Genomic DNA, 11,673 nt, shown 5'->3' on the forward strand with positions numbered 1-11,673 from the left:
GCGGCCGGTGGTGTCCTGTCGATCAGGTCGCCGGACAGGATCGGCAAGGCAGGCCCTAGGCCCGCAGCGCCTCCAGTTGCGTCAGGAACCACTGCTGCGGCGGCAGGGCCGTCGCGGCGGCGGCCAGGCGCTTGGTGCGCTCCGCCCGCTCAGGACCGCCCATCGTCAGGGCCTCGTGCAGGGCGTGCGCCGTGCCCGTCACGTCGTACGGGTTGACCGTGATCGCGTCCTCGCCCAGCTCCTCGTGCGCGCCCGCCTCCCGGGACAGGACCAGCGCGCAGCCCTCGTCGGAGACGACCGGGACCTCCTTCGCGACCAGGTTCATGCCGTCCCGGATGGGGTTGACCAGGGCCACGTCCGCCAGGCGGTACGCGGCGAGCGAGCGGGCGAAGTCGTCCTTCACGTGCAGGACGACCGGGGTCCAGTCGTCCGTCCCGTACCGGGCGTTGACCACGGCGGCGACCCGGCCGACCTCCTCGGTGTATTCGCGGTAGACCGCCAGGTCCTGCCGGGAGGGGTAGGCGAAGGCCACGTGCACCACCCGGCCGTGCCACTCGGGATGCTCCTCCAGGAGGGTCCGGTAGGCGTGCATACCCCGCACGATGTTCTTCGACAGCTCCGTCCGGTCCACCCGGAGGATCACCCGGCGACCGGGTCCGACCTGCTCCCGCAGTGCCGCGAGGCGTTCCTCGACGTCCGGACGCCGGGACCGCTCCCGCAGGAAGTCCGCGTCCGCGCCGAGCCCGTACACCCCGAGCCGCGTGTCACCCGTGCCGCCCACCTCCGCCGCGCAGCAGGCCGCGAAGGCGTCCGCCCAGCGCCGGGTCAGGAAGCCCAGCCGGTCGGCGCCCAGCATCCCTCGCAGGAGCTGCCGCGCGATGTCGTCCGGCAGCATCCGGAAGTACTCCGGCGGCGCCCAGGGCGTGTGCGAGAAGTGCCCGATGCGCAGGTCGGGGCGGAGTTCGCGGAGCATCCCCGGCACCAGCGCCAGGTGGTAGTCCTGCACCAGGACGCAGGCGCCGTCGTCCGCCTCGTCCGCCAGTGCCCGGGCGAAGGCACGGTTGTACGTCTCGTACGCCGCCCACCGGCGCCGGAACTCCGCGTCGAAGACCGGCTCCAGCGGGGTCTGGTAGAGCATGTGGTGGACGAACCAGAGCACCGAGTTCGCGATGCCGTTGTACGCGTCGGCGTGGACGTCGGGGTCGATGTCGAGCATGCGTACACCCGGCTCGCCGATCCCGCGCCGGACCGCCTCCCGGTCGCCGTCGCCGAGTGCCGCGCACACCCACACGCTGTCCTCGGACGACACGGCGCTCAGCCCGGAGACCAGGCCGCCACCGCCCCGCCGGGCGTCGAGCGTGCCGTCCTCGCCCACGGCGTACGAGACAGGTCCTCGGTTGGAAGCCACCAGCACAGAAGCCATGTGGCGAACCTAGCCCGTCCCGGAAACGCTCAAACGTACGTATACAAGACAGCCGCGTTCGGCCACGGTCAGTGATCGCCGCGCTCGCGCAGGGCCGCGCGTGCCACCGCGCCCGTCGCCGCCAGGGCCAGGACGAGACCGCCGAGCAGCCACAGCCGGGGGTCGCCGGCCCCGGTCCCCGGCATCCGGCCGCGGGACCCGTGCGCGGCGACCGGTGCCCGCCCGGGGGTCCGCTCCGCGAGACGGGCCCCCGGCTGCCGGTCGTCCCCGGCGGGCCCGGCCGCGGAGTCGGCAGGCGTCGGGGGCGCGTCCGCGGAGACCACGGACGGCCCGGCGGCGGGCACCACCGCGTCCGCGGCGGCGGGACCGGTCACGGCGAGGAGGAGTGCGGCCGCCGTCAGCACGCCGGCCGCCGCCGTTCTGCCCAGGGGAGAGGTGCGTCGCATAACAGCGAAATGTAGGCAAAAACGATCATCGGGTGGCGTTACGCCACGCGGCGCTGCGCGTACTCCGCGATCTCGACCATCGGAGGACGCTCCTCCGTGTCCACCGGGTACGTCCGCGGCACGAAGCTCCCGCGCGCGCCCGGCCCGTCGCCCCCCTCGGCCCGCTCGAACTGCGTCAGCCAGGGCCGCACCAGATGCCCGCGGGACAGCCGCAGCTGCGCCGTCCGGTAGATCGCCGCCGCCATCCGGCCGAGAGCCTGCTCGTCCTGGTGACGGTGCTTGCGCACCCCCACGTCGACCTGGGCGAGCGCGTCCAGGCCCGCCGCATGCAGCGCGTCGACCAGCAGCCCCAGCTCCACGCCGTAGCCGACCGGGAAGGGCAGCCGCTCCAGCAGCGAGCGCCGCACCGCGTACTCGCCGCCCAGTGGCTGCACGAAGCCGGCCAGCCGCGGCCAGTGCAGGTTCAGCAGCGGGCGGGCCACCAGCTCGGTCACCCGGCCCCCCTGGCCGGGCGCGTCCCCGAGCGGCCGGTCGTACATCGCCTTGACGAAGTCGACGCCCGGATCGGTCAGGAGCGGGCCGACGATCCCCGAGACGAAGTCCGCCGAGAAGTCCCGCAGATCGGCGTCCACGAAGCAGACGACGTCCCCGTCCGTCGCCATCAGGGACCGCCACAGCACCTCGCCCTTGCCGGGCAGGGCGGGTATCCGCGGCAGGATCGCGTCCCGCGCCACGACCCGGGCCCCGGCCGCCGCCGCCACCTCGGCCGTGCGGTCGGTGGACCCCGAGTCGACCACCACCAGCTCGTCCACGAGCGGGACCGCCCGCGACATCAGCTCCCGCCGGATCACCGCGACGATGTCCCCGACCGTCGCCTCCTCGTTCAGCGCGGGCAGCACGACGCTGACCCGCGTGCCCCGCTTCGCGGCCAGGAGCTGCTCCAGCGGACGGTCTGTCACGGACCAGGACCGCCGGGCCAGCCAGCGCTCCACTTCATCCAGCACGTCCGTTACTCCCCAGTTGCCGTTTGTGTGATCCATCTCGCGGTTCGGACGACTATCTCAACAGTCCGCGCCTTCGGTTACAGTCTTGAACAACGCCGAGGTCCGACGCACGTCGGGGTGCCGTCGGCGTCCACACAACCGCACCACCCAATCGAATACCGCTCATCCAGAGGGGCAGAGGGAAACGGCCCGTTGAAGCCCCGGCAACCCTCCAGTCGGTCTCGTCCGCAGTCGTCGCACTGCGCCCGCGAGGCTCCCGGCTAGGGAAGGTGCCAAATCCGTCTCATGGCGACGTCCGCCATGGGAAAGATGAGGAGAAAGGGCCTCGCCTCCATGGCTGTACAGACTGTTTCCACCGCTTCCACGGTCGACCTCGGTCCCGCTTCCGGGCTTTCCTGTCGGGAATGTGGCGAAGTTTTCCCCCTCGGCCCGATTTTCGCCTGTGAGCTGTGTTTCGGCCCCCTCGAAGTCGCGTACGACCTCCCCGTCGGCGACCCCGAATCGCTGCGCAAGCGGATCGAGGCCGGCCCCGCCAACATCTGGCGCTACGCCCCGCTGCTGCCCGTCCCGGCCGACGTCGCAGAGAAGCCGAACCTGAACCCCGGCTGGACCAAGCTCGTCCAGGCCGACAACCTCGCCCGCGAGCTCGGTGTCGAGCCCGGCAAGCTCTTCGTCAAGGACGACTCCGGCAACCCGACGCACTCCTTCAAGGACCGCGTCGTCGCCCAGGCCCTCGAGGCCGCCCGCGCCTTCGGCTTCACCACCCTGTCCTGCTCCTCCACCGGCAACCTGGCCGGCGCCGTCGGCGCCGCCGCCGCGCGCGCCGGCTTCCGCTCCTGCGTGTTCATCCCGCACGACCTGGAGCAGGGCAAGGTCGTCATGGCCGCGGTGTACGGCGGCGACCTCGTCGGCATCGAGGGCAACTACGACGACGTCAACCGCTTCTGCTCCGAGCTCATCGGCGACCCCCTCGGCGAGGGCTGGGGCTTCGTCAACGTCAACCTGCGCCCGTACTACGGCGAGGGCTCCAAGACGCTCGCCTACGAGATCTGCGAGCAGCTCGGCTGGCGGCTGCCCGACCAGATCGTCATCCCGATCGCCTCCGGCTCCCAGCTCACGAAGATCGACAAGGGCCTGCAGGAGCTCGTGAAGCTCGGCCTCGTCGAGGACCGGCCCTACAAGATCTTCGGCGCCCAGGCGGAGGGCTGCTCCCCGGTGTCGGCGGCCTTCAAGGCCGGCCACGACGTCGTGCGCCCGCAGAAGCCGAACACGATCGCCAAGTCCCTGGCGATCGGAAACCCGGCCGACGGCCCCTACGTCCTGGACATCGCGCGCCGCACGGGCGGCGCGGTGGAGGACGTGAACGACGAGCAGGTCGTCGACGCGATCAAGCTGCTCGCGCAGACCGAGGGCATCTTCGCCGAGACGGCGGGCGGCGTGACGGTCGGCGTCACGAAGAAGCTGATCGAGGCGGGCCTCATCGACCCGAGCCTGACCACCGTCGTCCTGAACACCGGTGACGGACTCAAGACCCTGGACGCGGTGGCCGATACCTCCCAGGCGACCGCCACCATCCGCCCGAGCCTGGACGCGTTCCGCGACGCCGGCCTGGCCCACTGACCACCCCCGTCACGGAAGGCAGCACCCCCATGAGCGTCAAGGTCCGCATCCCCACCATCCTCCGCACCTACACGGGCGGTCAGGCCGAGGTTCCGGCGGAGGGCACCACCCTCTCCGAGGTCATCGCCGACCTGGAGAAGAACCACACGGGCATCGCGGCCCGCGTCCTGGACGACCAGGGCAAGCTGCGCCGCTTCGTGAACGTGTACGTCAACGACGACGACGTGCGCTTCGAGCAGGGCCTCGAGACGGCGACGCCGGACGGCGCCGGCGTGTCCATCATCCCGGCCGTCGCCGGGGGCTGCTGAGCCCCGGGGTTACCCGCAGTCACCTGAATTGCCCCTTCCGTCGAGAAACGGAGGGGGCAATTCTGCATGGTTGAACGAGATAGAGTTGGGGAAGTCCCCTCCGCTGCTCATGCCAGGCGCATATGAGAATGCGCCCGGACCTGACAAGAAGCAGCCAAAGTGTTCGAGTCTTGTGTACCTTCTGCGCACTTTGCCGGGCCCGACTTGCCCCGTAATTCAGCAAATTCTCCGCAATTCTCCTTTCCTGCATGCCCAGAATTCTCGTCCGATTGACCTGTTGCAGAGGGCAGTTGGGCAGATACATTCAGCCGCGGTCGACGCGTTCCGGCGCAGGGTCTGACCCGGGGTCGCGAAGTGCGGTCCCGCGCAAGGGCCAGTAATAGGGGAGTTAGGCATGGCTCAGGGCACCGTCAAGTGGTTCAACGCGGAGAAGGGCTACGGCTTCATCGCGGTCGACGGTGGTGCGGATGTATTCGTCCACTACAGCGCGATCCAGATGGACGGCTACCGCACCCTTGAAGAGGGTCAGCGAGTCGAGTTCGAGATCTCGCAGGGCCAGAAGGGTCCGCAGGCGGACATGGTCAAGCTCGCCGTCTGAACGCGGCGCGATCGGCCACCACATACGCACTCACGCCGAGAGGTCCGCATCCTGACCGGATGCGGACCTCTCGTGCGTCTCCGCGACACCCCGCGCGGCGTCCGGCCTCCCTCGCCGCGCCGGAACCGCGCCGACGCGCCGCCCGTGCGCGCCCGTCGCGCCCCGCCGTGCGGCCCGATCCCCGAGAGGCGCTTGCACTCGCATGGGTCGAGTGCTAATCATTGGCGTTAGCACTCTGAAGGTGAGAGTGCTTACGAGGATCGGGCAGACGAGGCCCGCTGGCCAGGTGGGGCAAGGAACCGCCGGGCACGCAGGCCGTCCGTCGCGGGCGTCGGCGCGGTCCTGGAGCGTTATCCACCCCATGTCCGGGAGGACCACTTCACATGGCCAAGATCATCGCGTTCGACGAGGAGGCCCGGCGCGGTCTCGAGCGCGGCATGAACCAGCTCGCTGACGCCGTCAAGGTCACCCTCGGCCCGAAGGGTCGCAACGTCGTCCTCGAGAAGAAGTGGGGCGCCCCCACGATCACCAACGATGGTGTCTCCATCGCCAAGGAGATCGAGCTCGAGGACCCGTACGAGAAGATCGGCGCCGAGCTGGTCAAGGAAGTCGCCAAGAAGACGGACGACGTCGCCGGTGACGGTACGACCACCGCGACCGTCCTCGCCCAGGCGCTCGTCCGCGAAGGCCTGCGCAACGTCGCCGCCGGCGCCAACCCGATGGCCCTCAAGCGCGGCATCGAGAAGGCCGTCGAGGCCGTCTCCGCCGCCCTGCTCGAGCAGGCCAAGGATGTCGAGACCAAGGAGCAGATCGCTTCCACGGCCTCCATCTCCGCCGCCGACACCCAGATCGGCGAGCTCATCGCCGAGGCCATGGACAAGGTCGGCAAGGAAGGCGTCATCACCGTCGAGGAGTCCCAGACCTTCGGTCTGGAGCTGGAGCTCACCGAGGGTATGCGCTTCGACAAGGGCTACATCTCGGCGTACTTCGCCACCGACATGGAGCGTATGGAGGCGTCCCTGGACGACCCGTACATCCTGATCGTCAACTCCAAGATCTCCTCCGTGAAGGACCTGCTCCCGCTCCTGGAGAAGGTCATGCAGTCGGGCAAGCCCCTGCTGATCATCGCCGAGGACGTCGAGGGCGAGGCCCTGTCGACCCTGGTCGTCAACAAGATCCGCGGCACCTTCAAGTCCGTCGCGGTCAAGGCCCCGGGCTTCGGCGACCGCCGCAAGGCCATGCTGAACGACATCGCCATCCTCACGGGCGGCACGGTCATCTCCGAGGAGGTCGGTCTCAAGCTCGAGAACGCCGGCCTGGACCTGCTGGGCCGCGCCCGCAAGGTCGTCATCACCAAGGACGAGACCACGATCGTCGACGGCTCCGGCGAGAGCGACCAGGTTGCCGGTCGCGTCAACCAGATCCGTGCCGAGATCGAGAACTCCGACTCGGACTACGACCGCGAGAAGCTCCAGGAGCGCCTCGCGAAGCTGGCCGGCGGCGTGGCCGTCATCAAGGCCGGCGCCGCGACCGAGGTCGAGCTCAAGGAGCGCAAGCACCGCATCGAGGACGCCGTGCGCAACGCCAAGGCGGCCGTCGAGGAGGGCATCGTCGCCGGTGGTGGCGTGGCCCTGCTGCAGGCCTCCTCGGTCTTCGAGAAGCTCGAGGGCGACCTCACGGGCGACGAGGCCACGGGTGCCGCGATCGTGAAGCTGGCCCTCGAGGCCCCGCTGAAGCAGATCGCCGTCAACGCCGGCCTCGAGGGCGGCGTCGTGGCGGAGAAGGTCCGCAACCTGCCCGTCGGCCACGGCCTCAACGCCGCGACCAACGAGTACGTCGACCTCATCGCCGAGGGCATCATCGACCCGGCGAAGGTCACGCGCTCCGCGCTGCAGAACGCCGCGTCGATCGCCGCGCTGTTCCTCACCACCGAGGCCGTCATCGCCGACAAGCCGGAGAAGGCCGCTGCCGGCGCTCCGGGCGGCATGCCGGGCGGTGACATGGACTTCTGAGCCCCGGCTCGGTAGTTCCTCGCTGAACGCGAAAGAGGGCTGCATCCCCGTCACGGGGGTGCAGCCCTCTCGCGTTGCCGCCCGAGGTCAGCGCACGTCGATCCAGTCCTCGCCGCCGAACGCCTGGAAGTGCGTCCCGTCACCGTAGTAGCGGACCGTGTACCAGCCGTCGACGGACGCCGTGGTCTTCAGGGAGACCGCGCCGTTCGAAGCCGACGTGCCGGACGCCACCTTCTTCCAGGTGCTCTGCCCCCACGGCCGGAACCACACGCTCACCGGCTGGGCCCCGAGAGCCCGCCAGCCACTGCTGTCGTGCTGGAGCGAAGCCGTCACCGTGATCGTCGCGCCCTTGCGGACCGGCTCCGGAGCCGCGTTCACGCTCTGCACCCGGGTCGGCGTGCGGACGATGTAGAACGGCTTGCTCACGGACTCCGCGTACTGGTCCGAGATCAGGTGCCTGACCCGGAACCAGCCGCCCGTGTTCCACGCGCCGATGCCGAAGGGCACCCGGACCGAGGAGTAGAAGTCGGTCGAACCGATCTTCTTCCAGCCGGTCCGCCCGTCGGGCGACTGCTCCAGCACCACCGTCTGGTTCGACGAGATGCCCGACCAGCGCTCGTACGTCGAACGGAACGTTCCCCACACCGTCAGGCGCGCGTCGGTCGCGAGCGAGTAGTTCAGGACGTCCGTACGCGAGTCCAGCGGCATCACCAGACGGCCCTGCACCGGCGAGAACGCCTGGAACAGGTCGGCCGACGAGACGGTCCAGCCCTCCGCGTTCGGGCCCGGAGCGGCGACCAGCTTCGCCGTGAAGTTGCCCTCCGCGTCGGTCCGCACCGTCTGCGGGAACGGCGTGGCCTCGTGGTAGTAGTCGTGCGGCGCGCCCAGAACCACCCGCACCGGCTGGTCGGCCAGCGGGGCACCACCGTTCTCCGGGTCGGTGACCCGGCCGGTGATCGTGACGACCTCACCGCTGACCGCACGGGTCTTGTCGGCGGAGGCGGTCACCGTCATCTTGCGGGCCTGCCACTCCGAGAACCACCGCCAGTCGTAGGTGCTGCCGTGCACCTCGGAGCTGTCCTCGCTGAACGTGGCCTTGTACGACTCGTACTGCCGCGTCGCCGGGATCGGGTCGCCGGAGAACTCGCCGCCGTCCGTCGTGACCGCGGACAGCACCGGGCCCTCGTCCGGCGTCGAGCGCTGGTACGAGACCGAACGGCCCGGCAGCGGAACCACGTCACCCGAACCGGGCTGGACACCCGTCAGCTTGCCCTGCGGGCGGATGTTCGGGTCGTTCCAGCCGGGCACGCCGACGGCGAAGGTGAGCAGCGGCCGCAGCGTGAAGTCCAGCGTGCCCGCGTTCGTGCGGGTCACCGTGTTGCCCAGCGAGTCCGTGGCCGTCACGTCGATCGCGTACTTGCCGAGCGCCGGGATGGTCCCGCCGTCCTCGGCCAGCTTGAGCGTGGCCTCCGAGGGAAGGGCGAACGTGCCCTTCGTCTGCTCGACGAGCGCCGGCACGTCGGCGAGGACGGTGTCGCCCTGCCGGACCTTCGCGGACACCGAGGTGACGGCCGCCTGCGGCGCGTCCGTCCACGCGGTCACCCGGAAGACACCGCGCTGGTCGGCGTCCGTGACGGCCCGCCCGATGCCCACGGGGGCCGGCGCACCGGGCGTCTCGTCGGCGAGGGCCGGAGCGGCCCCCGCGCCGATGGCGAGCGCGGTGACGAGGGAGACGGCGGAGAACCGCAGGTCAGAGCGCATCGACATAGATGGTCCTCGACTCGCTGTAGAAGTAACCGGACTTGGACTGCAGGAACAGGGCCCACGTGCCGTCGCCGTAATTGGTGGTGCTGAAGCTGAAGTTGCCGTAGCTGTTCGTCGCCACGTCCTTCTTGGCCCAGTACCAGTTCGGGTCGCCCTTGGGCTTGAAGACCAGCGTCAGCTTGGCGCCCGGCATGGCCTTCCAGACCCCGTTGACCTTCTGCTGCACGAGACCCTTGACCGTCATCTGCGTGTTCGTCCGCGGCCGCGACGGGCTGATCGTGACGTTGACGATCCGGGTCGGGTTGCGGGCGAGACGCACCGGGGTGCTCGTCTTCGAGACGAAGCGGTCGGTCTCCGGGTGGTAGATCCGGTAGAGGCCGTCGGTGTAGCCCCAGACGTCGAACGAGTAGGTGCAGTAGTCGCTGACCGGAGCGGACTTCAGCTGGCCCCAGGTGCGCCCGTTGTCCAGCGACACCTGGAGCGCGACCCAGTCGCGCTTGGTGGCGCAGTAGGTGGTGCCGTCACCCAGCTGCCCGTAGGCGGTGACCTTGCCGAACTCGTCCAGGCTCATCCGGTACTGGGTGTACGAGAACTGCTGCGGGACCGCGATGGCGGCCACGTCGTACGGACGGTCGTTGCCCTTGCCGTAGTAGACGGAAGGACGCAGCCCGGTGTAGACGGCGCCGGTCGTGTACTGGACCCGCGCCTGATAGGTGAAGGAACCGTCGGGCAGCGAGGTGCCGGAGCCGATCTCGTTGCGCAGCGCGGTGTCGTACGACAGCGGCTCGCTGCCGGTGGAGACCACCGGGGCGCCCGCGAACGACTGCCAGCCGTCCCTGGTCAGCCGCTCGACCCGTCCGGTCCCCCGGACGTCGGTGCCCGCGAGGACACGGAACCTGTCGGTGTCCGAGGTGATCCGGTACGTCAGCTTCTCCACGCCCACGGCGGGGAGTTGACGCGCGGCGTCGGGGTCGACACCGGTGGCCGGGTCGACCACCGCGGTACCGCCGGTGATCTCGGCGTCCGGCGTGAACGGCAGCGAGAACGCGCCGTCGGTGCCGGTGGTGGCGAGGGCCGTGGTGGTCCTCGCCGCGGAGTAGGCGTCGCGCAGGTTCAGCGTGACCCTCACCGAGGTGCCCTCGGCGGCGGGCGTACGCTCCCCGGTCGCCGGGTTCCAGGTGGTGGCCGTGCCGGACAGGACGACGTCCCGCCGGTCGTAGCTGGTGGCCTTGCGGTCGAAGGCGACCGCGCCGACGCCGGTGTGCAGCTTGTAGCCGAACGTGCCGCCGGTCCAGCGCTCGACGACACCGCCGGGCAGACGGAATTCCACCGCCAGCGGGTAGTCGCCGAACGCGGTGCCCTCCGGGAGCCGGATCGGCGCGTCGGTGGTCCAGGCGTTGGAGTCCGTCGAGGTCAGCTCGTCGGTCGAGGCGAGGACCGGGGCGTCGGGGGCGGTGGAGGCGAGCACGCTCACCTTCACCCAGAGCGCGTAGCTCGGGAGCCCCAGGGTGAGCCGGCCGTCGTCCTGGGTCACGGTCTGGCTGACGGTCGCCGCGTACGCGGACGGGGCCGCGACGACGGCGGGCAGGGTGACACCTGCCGAAAGTGCGAAGACTGCCGCCGCGCGCACGAAGGCGCGCGGAAGCGTGCGCGTAGAGCGCATCAAAGGGACCCCCCACAGGTCAGAAGGCGGCGCATGGTGAACCGCAGCCGCGTGACTGCACGATAGCGCCTTCGGGTTGAACGTGTTCACTGGGTTTCGCCGAGGTGATTCCGGCGCCGCGAGGGGTGATCCTGGGAGGGGGACGACCGGGTGGGGGGACGGGCTGGACGGGAGCGTTCCATGATCACTCTGCTGACGACACCGGCGGACCGGGAACTGGTCGTCACCCGCACCTTCGACGCCCCGGTCGGACGCGTCTGGGAGGCGTGGACACGGCCCGAACACGTACGCCGGTGGTACGGGGCCGCCGGGCTGACCACCACGGTCTGCGACATCGACCTGCGGGCGGGCGGGGCCTGGCGCTGGGGACAGACCGCGCCGGACGGGCAGCAGATCGTCTTCTCCGGCACGTACGAGGAGGTCGTCCCGGCCGAACGCCTCGTCTACACGGAGAACTTCGAGCAGATGCCGGACGCGGACCCGGTCCTGGTCACACTCGCCTTCGACGCGACACCCGATGGGGGCACGGCACTGACGAGCACCTCGTACTGGCCGACGACGGAGATCCGGGACCAGGCGCTCGCGGCGGGCATGGAGACGGGGGTGAGGGAGGAGTACGACCGTCTGGCGGGGTACTTGGCGGGGATGTGAGGGGGGTGGGGGGGTGGGGGGGCGGGGCTTGGGGGGGGCGGGGCTTGGGGGGTGCTGGTCTTGGGCGCTTGGGGCTGGGCGGTCTTGGGTGGCTTCTGGTGGTTGGCCGCCCTCTCTCCGAGTGTGGCAGCCGGGTCCGTGCCCTCAAGGGCGCTCCTCGTTCCTCGTCGCGTCGCTGCGCGAT

Annotated in this window: 10 protein-coding genes and 1 riboswitch; of the genes, 5 read left to right on the forward strand and 5 right to left on the reverse strand. The window is 70.3% G+C overall.

The features are described from left to right. Positions 1-55 precede the first annotated feature (55 nt). The 3 genes from ACGFZF_RS34510 to ACGFZF_RS34520 all read right to left on the reverse strand — a co-directional run bounded on the left by ACGFZF_RS34510 (position 56) and on the right by ACGFZF_RS34520 (position 2,873). Positions 56-1,423: a trehalose-6-phosphate synthase gene (locus ACGFZF_RS34510; protein ID WP_393560802.1), complete on the reverse strand. Its 1,368-nt coding sequence runs from the start codon at positions 1,421-1,423 to the stop codon at positions 56-58. Between the two features lie 68 nt (positions 1,424-1,491). Beyond that, positions 1,492-1,869: a hypothetical protein gene (locus ACGFZF_RS34515; RefSeq protein WP_393560804.1), complete on the reverse strand. Its 378-nt coding sequence runs from the start codon at positions 1,867-1,869 to the stop codon at positions 1,492-1,494. A 38-nt stretch (positions 1,870-1,907) separates the two neighbouring features. Then, positions 1,908-2,873 carry a glucosyl-3-phosphoglycerate synthase gene (locus tag ACGFZF_RS34520; protein WP_393560806.1) on the reverse strand — a complete coding sequence of 322 codons (966 nt, stop codon included), beginning with the start codon at positions 2,871-2,873 and terminating at the stop codon, positions 1,908-1,910. Positions 2,874-3,032: 159 nt separating this feature from the next. After that, a riboswitch (SAM riboswitch) is annotated at positions 3,033-3,189 on the forward strand. Here ACGFZF_RS34520 and thrC point away from each other — a divergent pair. The 4 genes from thrC to groL all read left to right on the forward strand — a co-directional run bounded on the left by thrC (position 3,183) and on the right by groL (position 7,411). Further along, positions 3,183-4,493 carry a threonine synthase gene (gene thrC / locus ACGFZF_RS34525; RefSeq protein ID WP_393560822.1) on the forward strand — a complete coding sequence of 437 codons (1,311 nt, stop codon included), beginning with the start codon at positions 3,183-3,185 and terminating at the stop codon, positions 4,491-4,493. Its footprint overlaps the riboswitch before it by 7 nt. 29 nt (positions 4,494-4,522) lie before the next feature. After that, positions 4,523-4,801: a MoaD/ThiS family protein gene (locus ACGFZF_RS34530; protein WP_147978539.1), complete on the forward strand. Its 279-nt coding sequence runs from the start codon at positions 4,523-4,525 to the stop codon at positions 4,799-4,801. 394 nt (positions 4,802-5,195) lie between these two features. Next, entirely contained in the window at positions 5,196-5,399 is a 204-nt protein-coding gene (locus ACGFZF_RS34535; RefSeq protein ID WP_005315736.1) for a cold-shock protein, read from the forward strand. A 383-nt stretch (positions 5,400-5,782) separates the two neighbouring features. Continuing rightward, the gene (gene groL, locus ACGFZF_RS34540) at positions 5,783-7,411 is read left to right on the forward strand and encodes a chaperonin GroEL (RefSeq protein ID WP_147978538.1); all 1,629 of its coding nucleotides are present in this window, start codon (positions 5,783-5,785) and stop codon (positions 7,409-7,411) included. A gap of 87 nt (positions 7,412-7,498) precedes the next feature. Here groL and ACGFZF_RS34545 read toward each other — a convergent pair whose 3' ends face one another. Then, positions 7,499-9,172: a hypothetical protein gene (locus tag ACGFZF_RS34545; protein ID WP_393560809.1), complete on the reverse strand. Its 1,674-nt coding sequence runs from the start codon at positions 9,170-9,172 to the stop codon at positions 7,499-7,501. Further along, positions 9,162-10,838, reverse strand: a complete 1,677-nt coding sequence (locus ACGFZF_RS34550) for a hypothetical protein (RefSeq protein ID WP_393560811.1) — start codon at positions 10,836-10,838, stop codon at positions 9,162-9,164. The genes ACGFZF_RS34545 and ACGFZF_RS34550 overlap by 11 nt, the downstream gene beginning before the upstream one ends. A 180-nt stretch (positions 10,839-11,018) precedes the next feature. On the opposite strand from ACGFZF_RS34550, the gene ACGFZF_RS34555 reads away from it, so the two are divergent. Further along, entirely contained in the window at positions 11,019-11,489 is a 471-nt protein-coding gene (locus ACGFZF_RS34555; protein WP_393560813.1) for an SRPBCC family protein, read from the forward strand. Positions 11,490-11,673: the final 184 nt, after the last annotated feature.

The sequence above is a fragment of the Streptomyces sp. NPDC048338 genome, from assembly GCF_043201055.1.
GTDB lineage: Bacteria > Actinomycetota > Actinomycetes > Streptomycetales > Streptomycetaceae > Streptomyces.

Coding starts and splice junctions, on each gene's coding strand:
- ACGFZF_RS34510 (WP_393560802.1), bottom strand. CDS start 1,423: ATGGCTTCTGTGCTGGTGGCTTCCAACCGAGGACCTGTCTCGTACGCC.
- ACGFZF_RS34545 (WP_393560809.1), bottom strand. CDS start 9,172: ATGCGCTCTGACCTGCGGTTCTCCGCCGTCTCCCTCGTCACCGCGCTC.
- groL (WP_147978538.1), top strand. CDS start 5,783: ATGGCCAAGATCATCGCGTTCGACGAGGAGGCCCGGCGCGGTCTCGAG.
- ACGFZF_RS34555 (WP_393560813.1), top strand. CDS start 11,019: ATGATCACTCTGCTGACGACACCGGCGGACCGGGAACTGGTCGTCACC.
- ACGFZF_RS34550 (WP_393560811.1), bottom strand. CDS start 10,838: ATGCGCTCTACGCGCACGCTTCCGCGCGCCTTCGTGCGCGCGGCGGCA.
- ACGFZF_RS34530 (WP_147978539.1), top strand. CDS start 4,523: ATGAGCGTCAAGGTCCGCATCCCCACCATCCTCCGCACCTACACGGGC.
- thrC (WP_393560822.1), top strand. CDS start 3,183: ATGAGGAGAAAGGGCCTCGCCTCCATGGCTGTACAGACTGTTTCCACC.
- ACGFZF_RS34535 (WP_005315736.1), top strand. CDS start 5,196: ATGGCTCAGGGCACCGTCAAGTGGTTCAACGCGGAGAAGGGCTACGGC.
- ACGFZF_RS34515 (WP_393560804.1), bottom strand. CDS start 1,869: ATGCGACGCACCTCTCCCCTGGGCAGAACGGCGGCGGCCGGCGTGCTG.